Source organism: Lujinxingia sediminis (assembly GCF_004005565.1).
Classification (GTDB): domain Bacteria; phylum Myxococcota_A; class Bradymonadia; order Bradymonadales; family Bradymonadaceae; genus Lujinxingia; species Lujinxingia sediminis.
Window position 1 is genome coordinate 48940 of the sequence record NZ_SADD01000018.1, and the last position, 17545, is coordinate 66484.

General features: G+C 62.4%; 12 protein-coding genes and 1 riboswitch. Of the genes, 8 read left to right on the plus strand and 4 right to left on the minus strand.

What is annotated here, in order from left to right; translation table 11 throughout:
• Positions 1–15: 15 nt before the first annotated feature.
• On the minus strand, positions 16–1350 hold the full coding sequence (locus tag EA187_RS18885; RefSeq protein ID WP_115607855.1) for an aspartate aminotransferase family protein: 1335 nt from the start codon (positions 1348–1350) through the stop codon (positions 16–18).
• 288 nt (positions 1351–1638) lie between these two features.
• Positions 1639–1853, minus strand: a riboswitch (cobalamin riboswitch).
• 240 nt (positions 1854–2093) lie between these two features.
• On the opposite strand from EA187_RS18885, the gene EA187_RS18890 reads away from it, so the two are divergent.
• Entirely contained in the window at positions 2094–2633 is a 540-nt protein-coding gene (locus EA187_RS18890) for a hypothetical protein (protein ID WP_127781289.1), read from the plus strand.
• Positions 2634–2738: 105 nt separating this feature from the next.
• Here the strand turns inward: EA187_RS18890 and EA187_RS18895 are convergent, their stop codons facing one another.
• On the minus strand, positions 2739–4664 hold the full coding sequence (locus tag EA187_RS18895; protein ID WP_127781290.1) for a peptidase associated/transthyretin-like domain-containing protein: 1926 nt from the start codon (positions 4662–4664) through the stop codon (positions 2739–2741).
• Between the two features lie 607 nt (positions 4665–5271).
• On the opposite strand from EA187_RS18895, the gene EA187_RS18900 reads away from it, so the two are divergent.
• Together EA187_RS18900 and EA187_RS18905 are read left to right on the plus strand one after the other, a co-directional pair.
• Positions 5272–7428: a sulfatase gene (locus tag EA187_RS18900; protein WP_127781291.1), complete on the plus strand. Its 2157-nt coding sequence runs from the start codon at positions 5272–5274 to the stop codon at positions 7426–7428.
• A gap of 285 nt (positions 7429–7713) precedes the next feature.
• Entirely contained in the window at positions 7714–8391 is a 678-nt protein-coding gene (locus EA187_RS18905; protein WP_127781292.1) for a DUF2293 domain-containing protein, read from the plus strand.
• A 476-nt stretch (positions 8392–8867) separates the two neighbouring features.
• Here the strand turns inward: EA187_RS18905 and EA187_RS18910 are convergent, their stop codons facing one another.
• Entirely contained in the window at positions 8868–9827 is a 960-nt protein-coding gene (locus EA187_RS18910; protein ID WP_115607846.1) for a hypothetical protein, read from the minus strand.
• A gap of 191 nt (positions 9828–10018) precedes the next feature.
• Here EA187_RS18910 and EA187_RS18915 point away from each other — a divergent pair, with 191 nt between their 5' ends.
• The 3 genes from EA187_RS18915 to EA187_RS18925 all read left to right on the plus strand — a co-directional run bounded on the left by EA187_RS18915 (position 10019) and on the right by EA187_RS18925 (position 13386).
• A complete protein-coding gene (locus EA187_RS18915; protein WP_164856407.1) occupies positions 10019–11359 on the plus strand; it encodes an IS256 family transposase in 1341 nt (446 codons plus the stop codon).
• Between the two features lie 798 nt (positions 11360–12157).
• Positions 12158–12694, plus strand: coding sequence for a hypothetical protein (locus EA187_RS18920; RefSeq protein WP_127781294.1), 537 nt, complete (start codon positions 12158–12160; stop codon positions 12692–12694).
• Positions 12694–13386, plus strand: coding sequence for a hypothetical protein (locus EA187_RS18925; RefSeq protein WP_127781295.1), 693 nt, complete (start codon positions 12694–12696; stop codon positions 13384–13386). The genes EA187_RS18920 and EA187_RS18925 overlap by 1 nt, the downstream gene beginning before the upstream one ends.
• Positions 13387–13674: 288 nt before the next feature.
• Here EA187_RS18925 and EA187_RS18930 read toward each other — a convergent pair whose 3' ends face one another.
• Positions 13675–14322 (minus strand): TetR/AcrR family transcriptional regulator, encoded by a 648-nt coding sequence (locus tag EA187_RS18930; RefSeq protein WP_127781296.1) that lies wholly within the window; start codon positions 14320–14322, stop codon positions 13675–13677.
• 93 nt (positions 14323–14415) lie between these two features.
• Between EA187_RS18930 and EA187_RS18935 the strand changes: the two genes are divergently transcribed.
• Both EA187_RS18935 and EA187_RS18940 read left to right on the plus strand, forming a co-directional pair.
• Positions 14416–15567, plus strand: coding sequence for an FAD-dependent monooxygenase (locus tag EA187_RS18935; RefSeq protein WP_127781297.1), 1152 nt, complete (start codon positions 14416–14418; stop codon positions 15565–15567).
• Positions 15568–16127: 560 nt separating this feature from the next.
• On the plus strand, positions 16128–17402 hold the full coding sequence (locus EA187_RS18940) for a tetratricopeptide repeat protein (protein ID WP_127781298.1): 1275 nt from the start codon (positions 16128–16130) through the stop codon (positions 17400–17402).
• Positions 17403–17545 lie beyond the last annotated feature (143 nt).

Below are 17545 nucleotides of genomic sequence, written 5' to 3' on the forward strand. Positions count from 1 at the left end.
GCGCTCGCCATGCGCTCAGCTCAGGTCTTGAAGCAGACGTTCCAGCATGGCTCCCAGGGTTTCGATGTCATCTTCGGTGACGTTGAGGTGAGGACGCAGGCGAATGGTATCGGCCCCGGCCCCCAGGAGCAGAAGATTCTCGCGATCGCGGGCGCGCTGAATCAGCGTCTGCTTGAGTCCGGGAGTTCGCATCGAGAAGCCCTGGTAGAGGCCGTAGCCCCGCACGTTGTACATAAGCTCGGGGAAGCGCTCGGCCAGCCCCTGGAGCATCTCCACAAGCAACGCGCCCAGCGCCGGAACCTTCTCGATGAGACCTTCGCGCTGCACGATGGCGTACTCCTGAACAAAACGCACCATATCCGCCAGCGTGCCCCCCCACGTGGAGTCGAGCACCCCGAGGTCGTCCATTCGGTTGAGCATATAGACCACCCCGTTGCCGAGCTTCTTGCCGCTGGCCACCGCCTGCGGGGGATGGGGGAGATCGAAGGCGTCAATCGTGAAGAAGGTTCCGGTAGCGCCGCCGGCGGTCTGAACCTCGTCAAAGGCCAGCGGAATTCGGTGGGCATGGCAGAGCTCGGAGAGCTTCTGAAAAAAGGAACGCGGCGCGACGCGGTGGCCGCCGGCCCCCTGAATAGGCTCCAGGATCACGGCGACAATCTCATCACAATAATGCTCAAAGAGATTCTCCAGAACCGTCAGGCAACGCTCCACTTTCTCTCGGGTTTGGGCCGGACTCTCGCTGGTATCCAGGGCCGGAAAGGGCACCTGCAGGTTGCCCGGCACAAGCCCCTGAAAGTCTTTGGTCATCACCGGATCATGAGAGACGCGCGTGACGTTGAGAGCGAAGACGGTGCGCCCGTGGAAGGCCTGATCGAAGTACACAAAGCGTCGAGCGCGGGGCGTCTTCCCCTCCGAAAGCAGGCGTTGATGATGAAGGTTGATGAGGTACTTCATCATGTTCTCAACGGCCTCCGCTCCGGAGTTCACCGCGTAGACCTCCAGCCCCGGATTCTGCATGCACCGCGGGCCGAGTTTATGAAGGGTGCGGTAGTACTCCAGACACTCGGGGGTGAGGAAATCCGGGTTCGCGATCTTGTTGTTCGCAGCCACCACCAGACGCCGGGTGTATTCGGCCTCATAGAGCCCGGGGTGGTTATGAGCGATGAGCTTGGCGCCGTAATATCCCGCCCAGTCAAAGAGGCGGTTGCCTTCAAGCGTCGCCAGGTACATGCCCTCCGAGCGAGCCAGGTCGACGACAAAGGGGTGGGGTTCGGCCAGCACGTAGGCGTTGAGTTCTTTGAGAAGTGCGGCGCTGCCGGGGGCAGCAGGGGGCGCGGTGAGTTGGGGCATGAAAGACCTCGACAGACGTCAGAAGGGGGGCAAACCCCCGGGATCGCGGGAAACGAGCCTGATGTGGGAATGTGGGGGCCGACGGCTGCTCGCAGCCTCCCCGCGCGGTGGCGTGGGGCGAGCTAAGGAAAGAGCGGAGGCCTGCGATCGGTACGATCCCGGGAGGAAAACAAGCGGGCGAAAAAGCGCGCGCCAGACACAGGGAGAGGGTCCGCACAGAGAGGCACTCTGAGGTGGACCGGCGGCGCTCCCACGGCACGGCCAGGTCAAACCGATCCGGGATGGCTCTCCCTCGATCGGATGCGGGCAGGTCTTCGGGCTTTTGAGCGAGTCGCCCACCGATAGGGGGCGCGTGCCTACTGTCCACCGCTTCCCGGCCCCACGGGGGCCAGTGCGTCAGGTGTGGAGGTCGTTCTCAAGTACCGCTGCGGGGCAGCTCCGGCATTCAACCGGATTCCCTGTTCACACGCCTTCAACACAAGAGCAGCTCAAGACGTGCTTTGTCCCCTGGAGCGCCTTTTCCAGGCCTCCCGGGGAACACCAGCATGGCCGGGACGTTAGGCGCTGACTTCAGCGGGTGTCAACGCAATTTGCGGGACGGACGTGAGGAGGCTGATCGGCATGTGTTCGCCGCACTCCGCCCCCCGGCGAAGTCTGGGGTGGTCGCTTGCCTCACAGCTCCCCGGACATCGCCAGCGCGATTGCCACTAACGTTCGGAACACTCCCGACGGCACAAACGCGCGTGCAGACCACCTTCGGAACACTCCCGACGACACAAACGCACGTGCCGATTGCCTTCGAAACACTCCTGACGACACAAACGCATGTGCAGACCACCTTCGGAACACTCCTGACGACACAAACGCACGTGCAGATTGCCTTCGGAACACTCCCGACGGCACAAACGCACGTGCAGATTGCCTTCGGAGCACTCCTGACGACACAAACGCATGTGCAGATTGCCTTCGGAACACTCCCGACGGCACACACACACGCGCAGACCACCTTCGGAACACTCCCGAGGGCACACACGCATGCGCAGACCACCTTCGGAACACTTCTGACGACACAAACGCATGTGCAGATTGCCTTCGGAACACTCCCGACGACACAAACGCACGTGCAGATTGCCTTCGGAACACTCCCGAGGGCACACACGCATGTCCAGACCACCTTCGGAACACTCCTGACGACGCCGGAACGACCGCAAAACGCGTTCGGAAGTGCTTACAAGCGAAAAGGACAGGGGCTGCAGATGGTCTTTGAAGATGCGTACCACTAAAAACCCCCGACCGTTTCGACGGTCGGGGGTCATATGCAGAAGTAGAACCTTATGTCGCGGGGACAATCGAAGAGGAGCGACTTAGCGCTCCTCCCCCACCATCACTCACTCCGCGCCGCACTGGGCATCGAGCGGCGAGGGGTGAATCGACTGGCAGTGCCCCTGGTCGATGGAGCCGGGGATCCCGTTGAGTTGCACCGGCATAATACGATCCGAGTTCAGGCACGAGGTACCCATCCCGCTCTGGCAAGAGCCGACACTGACGTAGACCGTCCCCGACAGGCTCAGCGGCAGATTGAGCGCCCAGTTTCCTGTGGCATCACTCACCGTATGGGCCACCACCGGCCCCCAGGTAAAGGGGTCTTCCATGCCCGCCTCGCAGCTGCGCGCCGGGTAGCTCGAGTACACATACACCGGCACCCCGGGCGCCGGAGTCGTCCACCCGCCGAGCGAAACCGAGCTCTGCAGGCACGCCGTCTCTCCGGCGCCCAGCACCAGCGCATCGGCCTCAGCGCACTCGCCATCGCCACACTCGGCCACAGTCGCTCCTACCGTGCTCGCCATACCGGAGGCGACCTGCCCCTGGCCGTCGAGCGCGCTCAACTCCAGCTCCGCATTGAGCGGAACCTCGATGCAGTAGCCGCCCTCACTATCGCTGACCGCCGAGAAGAACTGCGCACCCACCGCGCCCTCGTGCACCGCGTACACCGTGGCGCCCTCGACCGGAGCATCTTCGCTATTGAGCACCTCGCCACTGAGACAGGTCCCCTGGTCGAGAAGCTCCACAGTGACCTCCAGGCACTCCCCTTCGCCCTCGCCAGAGCAGCTCGCGGGAACATCACTTCCGCTCACCGTCACCGGACCACCGTCCTGGTAGAGGAAGTCAGCGTGGTAGGCCCCCACGTTCAGCGTGCCGTCGAGCAGAAAATCCATGCACGCCTGCCCCTGAGCATCAGTGAGGCTCGTGCCGACCAGCGCCCCCTCAAAGTCCAGGCCATCGCCCTGCACTGTCGCCCCCGGGATGGGCTCGCCGGACTTCGCATCGACGACGGTGATGTTCACGCAGTTGCGCAGCGAAACGGGCTTATCAGCGTTCCACCAGCTGAAGTGCGTGGCGTCGCACTCCGCCAGACGTTGTATCCCCGCCTCGGTCACAGCGCACTCGCCCTCCTGCACCCAGCGGGCCTGCGCCAGGTCGAAATGCCAGAACTCAATGGCGTCGCCCGCCTCATAGGCTTCCAGGGCCTCAGGGATCACAAACTCCACGCGCGCCGACTCGCCATCGGCCAACTGCAACTTCTCGCCACCCTGCCAGAAGGAGATATCCGCCATCAGCACGCTCAAGATCGGCGTCTCCGGCCCCCCCCCTTCCGGAAGCCCGATAAGCGGCCCCGGCATAAAGCGGGCATCTTCGGTGGTCGGATCGAGCGAGGCAATCGTCGCCTCAACCTCTCCGTTCACCGGGTTGCCCTGACCGTCGACGAGGCTGTTGGCAGGCAGGCGAACCCGCACATTGCCGCGTGAGATGACGGCGTCCGCATCGTGGTTAAAAACCTGCGCCGGCCCCAGGGGAAGGAGCCGAAGGATCGCATGGGCCTCAACCCCCTCCTCGGCCTGATGGACCGGGTAGTCCAGACTCGACGGCGCATATCCCTCGGCCTGCACCTGCGCCAGAAAACGCGCCGCAGCTTCCGGCGCGTCGAGCACCACCTCACCGGCCGCATCACTGAGCAGAACCTCCTCGCCATGACGCACCTGAGCCCCTTCGACCGGAAGCCCCGCCTTGTTAAGGATCTTCACCCGCAGGGCCATCGCCGACCGCGCGATGGGGTCTTCGGCATCGGCATCCGGCTCTTCAGCGTCCGGAGCGTCGGCGTCCTGATCGGCGGCGTCCTCGTCGGCGGCGTCCTGGTCGCCAGCGTCCTGCTCATCTTCGATCTGAGGGTCGTCCGGAGTATCGGAACACGCCGACGCTCCAGTCACCACCAGACCGCCCGCAAGCATCATCATCACCAGCCGTTTCATCATCATCGCATGCATCATCATCCTCGTACTCAAGTCTGGGAGCCAGACCCCCTGCATCGCCGCCGGGGCCCGCTCCACGTTTGCGAAACGTCGATACAGTGTTGGCTTTTGCACAGTCGGTGCCAGACCACCGCCCGACACGCAAAAAACCACGCTTCCCCTCGAAATCAACGTTCTTCGCAACGATTGAATACGGGCGATCTTCACCTCGTCTCTCCTCTCCACCTTCACGATCGGAGTACGTGTTTTCCAACCACGACTAACCTTGCGGTCAATACACCCCGCCCCTCTACTCCACTCCGCCCCAGCTCCACGTCCCAGCGCAACGCCACCGCCCGGGATGGTGCCTTTCAAGCGCCCCGAACTCGCCCGAAACCCGGGGCAGCGCTACCGCGATTCCCTATCGACGATGCCAGCCTCGTACTGAGCGCAAGAAACACCTGAGCGCAGCCAGGCCGACGACTGGCAAGGAGATAGGGATGACGCTGTAGTAGCGCTAGCGTCGGCCTGGCTGCGCTCGACACTTCAATCGGAGCTCAAAGCGCGCTATGGATAAATCACGCAGCGACGTCCTGCGATGTCTTCCCCGCTCTCCCCCTGAACGCACCGATCGATGTCCCCACCCACTCCCACCTTCTGGCGAGATCTGACCCTCTGGAGCATCGGCGCCCTGCTCGCCGGCGCTCTCGGCGCGACCCTGGAGACGGCCCTCACCCTCCTGAGCGCGTCCGGCTCGTCGTTGAGCGCGGCGCTGTTGACGTTGATCGCGACCACCGCCCTCTGGACCATCGGCGCCGGGCTGTGGGCACCTCTCTCAGCAGCGACGCTCTGGGCTTCCACAGGACGCCCCACCGCCACGGGGCTTCTGAACCTGGCGAGTCGCTGGACGAGACGAGTCTGGCGCGAGCGCGCCACGGCCGCCGATCACCGACGCGCCGCAACACTGATGAGTACCGTGGTAGCGCTGCCGCTCTTTGCCGCGTGCTCCATCGGCATCACCACCTACCTCATCGAACACAGAAACGGAGCGATGCTCATCGCTGCGACCTCACTGGTCGCACAGCTCCTGATCGCCGGCTCGCTCGGCATAGGAGCGGCCATGCTGCGGCGACTCCTGCTCGCTGCACTCAAACGCAGGCCCGCGGCGAGCCGCTTTTTCAACACGGCCTATATCAGTATCGCCACACTCACCGCAGGGCTGAGCGTGGCCCTGGCGGCCTCCTGGCGCTTGCGCCACACCCTGATGGCCATCGAAGGCCCCACCATCGCGCTTATCGGCCTGTCCCTGCTCCTTCATCCGGTGATGGCCTTCTCGCTGCGTCAGCGCTCACCGGGCCGGCTTATCGGAGCGCTGGCGCTTACCGCGCCACTTATCGCGCTTCCGATCGCCGGCGTCTCCAGCCAGCTCCCGGAGACACGGCGTATGCTCGTCTTCCACGCCGAGACCTCTCGCTTTGTCCTGGATCTCTCCCAGCGCTACCTGATGCTCGACCGCCTCTTTCTAAACGGCGACTGCCCGGTACCGGGCCTGCTCACCCGGGAGGAGTTGCACGCGCATATCGACACGTGTCTCGATCCGGACTTCGACCGCCCTACCTCCCGTGAGGTGCTCCCCGAGGTTGAACGCCCCCAACTTAAGCAACGCCCTTCATTTGTGCTCATCACCTGGGATTCGGTGCGCGCCGAACGCCTGGGCTTCCTCGGGGGAGAGCGCCCCACCTCCCCCAACCTCGACGCCTTCGCCGCCGAGAGCGCGGTCTTCTCCCGTGCGTTCAGCCAGGACTCCGGGACCGGCCCCAGCCTCTGGTCGCTCTTCAGCGGAAAGACCCCCTTTCAAGTCGACCTCTCCGAAGGGCACCGATTTCCCCCGCTGATTGACGCGAGTGAACCTCTCCTCGCCGAAGTGCTCGTCGGCGAGGGCTACAACGCCGAGGCTATCCTCTGCGCCACGGTTTTTGATAGCCCGCGCTGGACGATTCGCCGCGGCTTTGAGCGCTTCGACAACGTCTGCGGCGAACGCACGCATCGCCTGGCTCCCAACGTTACCCGGGAGGGTCAGAAAGCGCTGCGTCGCCTGGCCAGTCAAGACGAGCCCTTCTTAATATGGCTGCACTACTACGACCCGCACGCGCCCTACTTCGACCACCCCGACGTAGCATGGGGCGAGGAGCCTGTGGACCGCTACGACGAGGAACTTCGGTACACCGACGCGCAGATGGCCCCCATCCTCGATCTCATTCAAGACCTCGGGAAGAAGCGCCCCATCTACACCTTCTTCGGTGCAGACCACGGCGAAGCCTTTGGAGAGCACGGCCCCGATCCCCACGCCCGAAACCTCTACCGGGCAGTCACCCATGTCCCGCTTCTGATGCACGGCCCTCATATCGAACCGGCCCGCTACGAAGAACCGGTCGCCCTCAACGACATCTATCCGACCATGCTTGATCTGGCTGAGATTCCCATCCCCGAAGCACGCACCATGGTCAGCCAGCTCCCGACCCTGCTCGGCGCCCCACCCGACCACCAGCGCATGGTCTTTCAAGAGAACTCCTACTCTCGGCCCCGACGCCATACCCGCGCGGTGATCCGGGGCGACTATCAGTTCATCATGGACCTGACCGCCCGCACCGAAGAGCTCTACCACCTTAAGGACGACCCGATGGCTCGCCAGAACCTCCTCGGTCTGGGCCTTATCGAAGAACACATTCTCCGTCAGGCCCTCACCCGCTTCCTGCTTACCTCCACCATCCCGGAGGGGCTCGACGACTGAAACCCACCGCCACCTCACCCGCATAGCTCTTGGACCTTGTTCGACTCCCGGACCTATCGACTTCCCGACCGAGAGTCGAACGACATCCCGACCACATCCCGACCGAGAGTCGAACGACATCCCGACCGACATCCCGACCGAGAGTCGAACGACATCCCGACCGACATCCCGACCGAGAGTCGAACGACATCCCGACCGAGAGTCGAACATCACCCTTTGTTTATGCGACGACTCGACGCTATCCCCCCCCTGACCGCCTTCGTTTTCTCTCTCACATTCGCTGCCATGACCGAACAAAATCGCATCGTCTCACCAACCTTCCCTTACGACATGGTTCGCCTGGAAGACGGCACCAAAACTCGCCCCCCCGAGGGCTGGGCACTCCTGAAACCCGGGGACGCCACCCTCACTCGCCGTGTCAAAGCCGCTGGCCCCTCCTGGACCGTCCAGGAGAAGAAAGGCCGCAAGACCTTCTCCCATGGGGTCTGGGCGCCGGCCGACATTATCGAGCGCGAAACAGTGCGTCGCGAAGCCGAACAGGCCTCCCCCGCCTATCAGCGCCGCCTGGCCGCCGACCGCGCTCGACGCACCAAAAAACACGAAGAATACGCCGAGGATTTTGAGGCTGCCGTCTTCGATTTCCTCAACTTCCACAGCCGCTATCGCGACCTCGCCAGGGCCATGGCCACGGCTATCGCAGCTCACGCCACCCCGGTTGGAAGCGGCACCGTCGCCCGCACCAAACGCATCCCCATTGAGGAGCGCGCCTCCGCGGCCACCATCGCCTGGATGCGCCATCAGACCACCGCCTATGACGACATGAAGATTGCCCGCGTCAAAGGCAAACGCCGGGAGGTCCGTCGCGAGCTGGCCCAACGTTCCAGAGCCCTGCTCAACACCTACCGCAAAGGCGAAGACACCCCGGAGCGCTGCCCCCTCAAGCTCGCACTCGCAAAACTTTAAACCAACCCACAGTCGTACACCTCCCAACCCACAGTCGCACATCAACCAGCATTTATGCGGCAATGCGCACCTTCACCCCCGACACGCATCGCCGCAATTCACCGGTTCTCCGCACATTTTCCCATCGCTTCCTCTACAACCAGACTCCCACACCCAAAAAACCACGCGCTCCCACCACCTCCGCACGCCATTCCCCTGAAAAACGTCCCCATCCGCAGCCACACGTCCCCAACCAACCCTCCACCCCACACAGAGCTCAGCCCTGAACGCCCACAACGCGCCAGAGCACAGAGTTTTTCATCTATCAGGTTTTTAACCTGCCGGAAGCGCGTCAGTAGCGCGCCTCTGAAGCCACATCCGCACAGCCTCTGAAGCAACGTCTGTAACGCTTCAGCCCCACCCTCGTCGACGCTATCACCGGAACGCAACGCCTCAGCCTGGCCTTACCTGTCGCCGGCGCCCCGCTCGCGCGCGACTCAGCCTGCCAGCGACATCGGCTCGCCACACGCAGGCCTCATATTGGGTGCCAGTCCGGCCTCATTCGGGTCACGCTCACCACACTTCACCGGCGCATTCTGCTTAAGCCAGAGCGTGCCGTTGGGAAACACCACCCGCTTCTTACCCTGCACCCACCGCTCCCGCTGGCAGGCGTACGCTGCATAAAACGCCCGCTCCCTCGCGATCGCAGCCTGCATCACCTCGGGATTCTTCGTCGCAAAGCGCGGACGAATTCTCCCCGCCTCAGACTCAGTGGCGGGCCGAAACGTCGGCAACTTCGACAGAATATCCTCAATCCCCGCCACTCGCCGCTTCTCACGCTCCCTCTCGGCGATCAGCTCATCTTCCTTCTCTTTGATGCGCTTCTCAAAGTAGGCCACGAGCTCCTCAAGCGACATATGATCGTAGCCCGGCGGCCGTCTGGGCGTGAACTCGACAAACTCCGGCTGCCGCTTGCTATAGAAATCATCCGGCCGCCGAACCTTCACCGTCTTCTCCCAATCCGAAGGCCGGATCATAAAGCCCGGCCACTCCTCCACGCGGTCCACAAGCTCGGAGAGCACCGGGTTGAGCAGCGTGTAGAGCAACTTCTCCTCCATCGCCTCATGATCCAGGAGCACCGTGTCGCAATAGGGCTGCTCATCCCAGAAGTAGCCGCGCCTTCCCAGATCGGCGTTTCGCGCCCGGGCAAAACCGGCCATCGCATCACGCATAAAGCCGCTGCGTTTGGCCTTCGGATCGGTGACCACAATGTGCACATGGTTGGACATCACCACCACCCCGTGCACCGAAACCCCGCTGCGCCCTGCGGAGCGCGCGATCTCGTAGTTTGCAATGGCGTTCATCGTGGCATCGGCACGCAGAAAAAACTGCCGATCCAGACAACGGCGCGTCATCATAGCGACCTGTTCTTCGACATGACGGCGAGGACGAGTCATGAGGCTCTCCGGGCAAAGAGGGAAACGAGATCGGGACATCTCTGCCTGTTATCGAGAGCTGGCGTGCGATGTTGCGTGAAGGCTGAAAAAAAGTGGGGAACTGTAGGTGGGAGTGCGCCTCCGGGACTGTAAAATATTTTGTGTAACTCGCAGGATTGATGCCCTCATCGATTCAACCCTGGAGTATGGAAGTGACTGAGAATGATAAGAAAAAGAAGCGCTACCCGAAGACGGCCAATTCGTTTCCGGAGCCCATTGACGAGTACCTGCGCGAGATTGCGAAGGCGGCTGCGGGCAAGCCGCTCTCAGAGAGCCTGAAGGCCGATGGGCCGCTCAAGCAGATGATTGGACGCTTTGTCGAGCTGGCCTATGAGGCCGAGATGGATGAGCACCTGGGCTATGAACGAAACGAGCGCGTCGAGGAAGAAGAAGGTGGAGTAAAACGGCGCAAAAACACCCGAAACGGGAGCTATCCCAAGACACTCAAAACCAGTCATGGGGCGACTACGGTTCGTGTCCCTCGTGATCGTGCCGCCAGTTTTGAGCCGCAGATTGTGCCCAAGTTTGCCGGTATTACAGACGAGGTCGAGGCGCGGATTGTCTCGATGTACGCCCGAGGCATGACCACTCGTGACATCAACGAGCACGTGCACGAGATGTACGGCATTGAGACCAATCCGATGTTTGTGAGCCGGGTCGTTGAGAGGCTTGAGCCGGAGCTCAAGGTCTGGCGAAACCGGCCGTTAGAGCCTTTATATCCGATCGTCTTCATCGATGCGCTGCACCTGAAGGTGCGCCATAGCTACGGGGTTCGCCCCACGGCGACCTATCAGATTTGCGGCTACAACGAGTCGGGTCATCTGGAGATTCTAGGACTGTATATCGCCCCGGAGGAGCATGGGTCTTCGGAGTCGGCGAGCTTCTGGCATCAGGTGCTTTTGGAGCTTGAGGGGCGCGGCGTGAAAGACCTTCTCATTGTCTGCGCTGATGGTCTCAAAGGACTAGAGCAGGCGGTTGGGGCGGTCTATCCCAAGGCGCGTTTTCAACCCTGTGTTGTTCATCTGGCGCGCAATAGTTTCAATGTCGTCAGCTATAAAGACCGTAAAGCCCTGGCGAAAAGTCTGCGCGCGATCTACCAGGCTACGACCTCTGAGAATGCCGAGATTGCCTTTGCGGCGCTTCAAAACGACTGGGGACATCGATACCCGGGAGTAGTCGAGCAGTGGGAGAAAAATCTGGTCCGTCTGGCGAGTTTGTGGAGCTACGGCAAGGATTTGAGAAAGCTCGTCTACACCACCAACCCGATCGAGAATGTGCATCGTCAATTGCGTAAAGTGACCAAGAGTCGCGGCGCCATGCCCAACGTCGACAGCGCCAAACGGCTACTGACTCTGGTGGCTATGAGGATCAATCAGAAGGAACAGAACAAATCCCGACCACGAACTGACTGGCGGAAAATTGTGTGTGAGCTGCACATCCACTTCGGTGACCGTCTGCCCCAAGAGTGGGGGCTTCGATTTTTAGACCACTGAGTCTGAGCCTGAAGTAGTTACACAAAATCTGTTGCACTCCCGCGCCTCCTGCCCATCTACCGAAAAACCGGCGATCAACCGCATAAATACTCGACCTTGCACGACCCCCGGTCGTTCACAACCACCCGGCCAAGATCCGACCCGGGGTCGTACATCGCCCTTTATCTATGCGCCCCATTCATCATTTAACTCCACTCCGCCCTGCTGCACTCCATGCCCCTGACGATCCGCGACACCATCACCCCCACGCCCACAAACGCTCTACAACCTTCTCCCCGCCTATCTTGTCTGTCTCCCCCTCGCCGCCCGCACCAGAACGCACCCAACCTCCGGTCCGCCTGACGCTCGAAAGCACATCGCCGAAAACCGGATCCTGGCCAGCGTTCGGCGGCCTAAACAAAGCACCTTGTGCGACTCCCGGTCTCTCGCGAACAGTACTCAACCTTCTCCCCGCCTATCTTGTCTGTCTCCCCCTCGCCGCCCGCACCAGAACGCACCCAACCTCCGGTCCGCCTGACGCTCGAAAGCACATCACCGAAAACCAGCTCCTAGCCAGCGTTCGGCGGCGTAAACAAAGCCCCCTGTGCGACTCCCGGTCTCTCGCGAACCGTACTCACACTCCAAATTTTTGAATCCCTCGGCGCCTTCCTCGTACTTCGCACCGAGCGGGCAAGGAGCACCCGGGATCCTGGTCGGCTCGACTCGACGAACACAGGCCGGTCCTCGTCGACTCGTCGACGCAGTCCTGAAGAGCACCGATCTCATAACCCATGGTTTGGAGCACGAAGAATGACCTGAATGAATGGCATCACCACACCGCTCTCCCTGCTGGCCCTGGGCCTGACCGCATCGCTGAGCCTGGCGGCAGCCTGCGGCCAGGACAGCGATTCCACCGACACAGAGCCCGACCCACGTGAAGGCGCCCCCTCGGCAAGCTCTTTCGAGGTGCACGTCACCGAAGGCGACACTTCTCAGACCTACGGCGGCAGCATCAACAACGACCAGACCTCCCAGGAAAGCTGGGGCGCCTCCATTGCCAGCGGCGTCATCACTATTCTGATGCAGTACGGTAGTGGCGTGGCCATCAGCGCAGTCATCGACACCTCGCAGAACACCTACGCCACCGGTGACTTCACCGTCTCCGCGCCTCTGGAGTGCACCTTCGTCACCCTCCTCGACCCGCTCGGCGGCGACTCCTTCGCGCCCCTGGATGACGGCGTCATAACGTTGACCAGCTGCCCCAAAGCCATCGGCGATGCGGCAGCATCAACAACGACCAGACCTCCCAGGAAAGCTGGGGTGCCTCCATTGCCAGCGGCGTCATCACTATTCTGATGCAGTACGGTAGTGGCGTGGCCATCAGCGCAGTCATCGACACCTCGCAGAACACCTACGCCACCGGTGACTTCACCGTCTCCGCGCCTCTGGAGTGCACCTTCGTCACCCTCCTCGACCCGCTCGGCGGCGACTTCTTCGCGCCCCTGGATGACGGCGTCATAACGTTGACCAGCTGCCCCAAAGCCATCGGCGATAAGGTTGTCGGCTCCTTCAAAAACGCCGTGTTGCAAAGCGACATGAACGAGAGCAGCCGAACCCTCTCAGGGAACTTCGACGTCGCGGTCTACGCGATGACAGGCTCGCTCAACTGCCCGCCCGCCGATGAGCCCGACGACAACGACAATGGGCAACCCGACGATGACGACGACCAGCCCAACGCCTGCCAGGGCTACGAGTTCTGCGAAAGCGGCGACGGTGCCTGCTGCCCTTACGCCGAGTGCCTGGCCACCTGCGGCTTCAACTGCGTGATGAATGACGACGAATGCGCCGGCGGCCTCAACCCGGTCGCCTGCAACATCTGCACCCTGGGCTGCCTCGAGCGCTGCGGGGTCGACCAGGCCTGCCGCGACGCCGCCACAGCCCTGACCTCCTGCGAGGACGACGCCGGCTGCATCGAAATAGCAGATGAGGACGCCGCGACCAGCTGCACTGAATCCCACTGCTGCGCTGAATTCCAGGCCGCGTACTAAAAAAACATCATCACGCGCAAGTCAGCCGCGCGCGTGGTGATGCGCTTAAATCACAGCTTAAAAGCCGCCCTCTCCCGGGGGCGGCTTTTCGCACTTCAGACCGGCAAGAAACAACACACGCCTCGATTGCCCCCCCCTCTATAACCCGCGCCATAACCGGACCTTGTGCGACCCCCGGTCGCTCACCACACACCACAGACGCACGACCGAGAGTCGTGCATCCCCCTTTATTCATGCGCCCCAACGCCCATTTCCCCTCCCAACTCGCTCCGGCATCCGACTCCGTCCCTACTCCTGAAGGATCAGCGCCTCAAAGATCCGCAGCAACAGCCCCGCAAACTCCGGTCGCTCCAACATCTGCGGTGCCTCGACCTTTGCCGCATTCAACGCCTGCTCCATGGCGCTCATCGCCACAAACATCGCGCACTCCAGACGCTGCATCCCTTCCTCCCCCTTACGATAGTGCGCCGGAAGCTCATCGCGATGCGCCTCCACCAGCGCCCCGATACACCCGGCCAAGGCCTCACGCTCTCGCCGCACAAGCGCTCCCCGGTGCACATCATCGATGAGCGGAAGCATCACCCGGTGAAGCTCAAAACGACGCCGATTCTGCGCCACAAGCTGCTCACATACCTGCCTCATAGCCTCGCGCAACGAACGCCCGTTCCCCCGCTCAAGGATGAGCCGCACAAGAGCCATATCCCCCGCAAGCTCCCGCTCCACAAGCGCTGCGAGCAACGCCTCTTTGTTCGGAAAATACTGATAAAGCGAGCCGATGCTCGTACCCGCCACCTCGGCCACCCGATTGGTCGTCAGCGCCTCGGGGCCCTCGTCTTCCAGAATGCGAGCAGTCGCCTCAATCAGCGCCTCCACCAGCGCACGAGATCGCTCCTGCACAGGCTCCTTGCGCGGCAACGTCTCATCATGCTCGACCATGCCAACCTCCTCCAAAATGCGAGTACCTCACACACTCCTCCTCTTCGATAATCCTCCCAGCAACGACGCGTCCACTTCCGCAGGAGAACATCGATGAGAGACATCGCGATTATCGGCGCCGGAATCGGCGGGCTGACCGCCGCACACGCCCTTTTGCAGGCCGGAGCCTCGGTGCGCATCTTCGAGCGAGCCCCGCAGCTGCGCGCCCTGGGCGCTGGCATCACCATGCAAGGCAACGCCATGGAAGCGCTGGCAAGCCTGGGGCTGGCCGAGCGCGTGCGCAACGAAGGCCACACCATCGCCAGGGCTCAGATCGCCACCTGGCAGGGCGAGCCCTTGCAGACCCTCGATCTTCGCACACTCGGCCCCCAGGTCGCCTGGCCCGGGGTCGCCATCCACCGGCGACGCCTCATCCACACCCTGGCCGAAGATCTCCAGAACGTCATCGCGTTTGACGCCGGCGCAACGCACATTGAGCACGACGATGACGCCGTGCACGTCACGTTTGAAGACGGCTCCCAACACTCCTTTGCCGCCCTCATCGGCTGCGACGGCCTGCACTCTGCGGTGCGTCGCTCCCTTCGCGCTGACGAAGCGCTCCGCTACGATGGTTACACCTCCTGGCGCGGCGTGGCCTCCATGCCCGCCACCGGGCTCGCCACCACCGAGATGTGGGGTGCCGGAAGACGCTTTGGCCTGGTGCCCATCGCCAACGATGAGGTGTACTGGTTCGCCGTGGCCGACGCCCCCCGGAACACCGCGCTCGAAGGCCCCACACTTGCGCGGCTTCAGCAGATGTTTGATGGCTGGGCCTCCCCGGTCGCAGACATTTTGAACGCCACCAACCCCGCCGACATCATCGCTACCGACTGTCTCGACCGCCCTCCGATCACCACCTGGGGCCAGGGACGCGTCACGCTCCTGGGCGACGCGGCCCACCCCATGATGCCCAACCTCGGCCAGGGCGGCTGTCAGGCCGTCGAAAGCGCGGTGGTCCTTGGCCGCGCCCTGCGGTCCACACCGGACCTCGTGCAGGCCCTGCGACGCTATGAGCGCCAGCGTACCGCGCGCGCAAATCTCTTCGTCAAACGCTCCTTTGAGACCGGTCGCATCGCCCAGTGGCGCAATCCCCTGGCCCGGGGCATTCGCAACCTCGGCATGCGACTCATCCCGCAGTCCTTCGTGGAGCGCGCACTCATCGAGCAGTACGGTTTTGAAGCCTGGTTTCGTTCGGTAAGTGCGTGACATCCCTCCCTCAACCCTGACGGACTTCGGCCCATCTCGGGAGCCCACTTCACCTCTTCACCCGCATAAACACTGGACCTTGCACGACCCTCGGTCGGTCATCGCGGTCGGTCATTGGTCGGTCATCGTGCACGACCCTCGGTCGGTCATCGAACTCGTCCGGAGGAGCCCTCACCACGCGCATCAGACCACGCGCGGAAAAGAGCTTGAATCCCAGCGTAAAAGCCGACCCCGCCCGGGGTCGGCTTTTTGTACTCTGACCCAAAATGAAACATCACGCTCGCCGCGCACCCGCATAAACACACCATCTTGCACAACCCACGGTCGGCTTCCAGGCGACCCTCGGTCGGTCGAAAACGCCCAATCTCGCACAACTCCCTGTCAGCATCCGAATCGCCGCGCACCCGCATAAACACACCATCTTGCACAACCCACGGTCGGCTTTTAGGCGCAACCCACGGCCGGCTTTTATGCGGTCAACCCCTGTGGGATACTTCCTCCCCCCCATCCCCCCTGTTACGTGATCAGCTGCCGTCCTCACCGCCTGAGAGAGAACCTCGATGATGCCCCGACGCCTGATACCCCCCTGCACACTCGCCGCCTCCCTCGCGCTTCTTCTCGGCGGCTGTGCTGGCACCTCCCCTTCTCTCATCACAACCGAACCTCCCGCGCCACATGAGTCTCCCCACGAAGACTCCATCGACGCTACCGCAGAGCTCCATGATATCCTGACCTTCCTCTCCGAGACCCACGGAAGCGATCTGGAATCTGTAAAAGCCCGACTCAAAACCTTGACGCGTCACGCCCCTTCCTTTGCACAGGCCCACTTCAACCTCGGACTCGTGGCCCACATCAGCGCCGAGCCTGACCAGGCTCGCGACCACTACACCCGCGCCCTGGCGCTCGACCCGAAGCTCGCCGCCGCCCACATCAACCTGGGCATACTCGCCATCGATGCCCGCAACGATGGCCAGGCCCAACGCCACTTCGAGACGGCCCTTCAACGCTCCCCCGCCAATCCTATTGCACGAGAGAACCTCACGACGCTCCTCACCACCCTCCTCTCCACGCATAAAAACGCCCCGCACCTTCGACCGAGGCTTGTCCGTCTGGTTGAAAAAGGAGGCGCGCAGTGGACGCTCGGGGAGCGAGACGCCGCGCTCACCACCTTTCGCCAGGCTCTTGATGTCTATGACGCACTTGACGATGACCAACAACGCCGTCACCTCGAACTCGCCGCCCACGCCGCATGGATGCTCGCAGAAGATGCGCACGAGCGTGCCCTAGCCATGAAGATCGACGCCACCCAGGGTGATGCGTTGACCGCTCAAACCCGCGAGAAGATGGCAGCTCATCAGGAAGCCATTGTACGTTTTGAGCATGTCCTCTCATTCAACCATCCGCAGTGGACGGTCGCGGCGCTGGTCCGAATTGGAGAAGGCCCAAGAGACTTTAGCGAGTCCTTCAGGCGGTCTGCTGTCCCGGCTCAACTAAGCGAAGAACAACACGTGATCTATCGCCGCATGTTGGAAGACAGGGCTGCGCAAATAACCGAACATGCCTACAACGCGTTCACAACGGCGCTTCAGACCGCTCAAAACACGGGAATCATCTCGGCGTTCACCTACAACGCAGCCTTCGCGCGCTATGAACTCGATCCCACCACCCACGTTAAACCTCGGGCGTTGCCCTTCGCGGGTCAGCCCAGATCCGACGGCTTTACGCTCCACGGATTCCTCGCCCTGCCTCCCGACACCGGGGAGGATGAAAGCGGGGAGGATGAAAGCGAGGACATTGACGAGATCGAGGCCCAGATTCGCCGGCTCCTCTCCTGACTCGCCCGCGCCCCCTCAATCGCCCCTTACCCGCATAAACACTCGGCCTTGCACGACCCTCGGTCGGTCATTCGGTCGGTCATTTGCACGACCCTCGGTCGGTCATTTGCACGACCCTCGGTCGGTTCTTCAGTCCGTTCTTC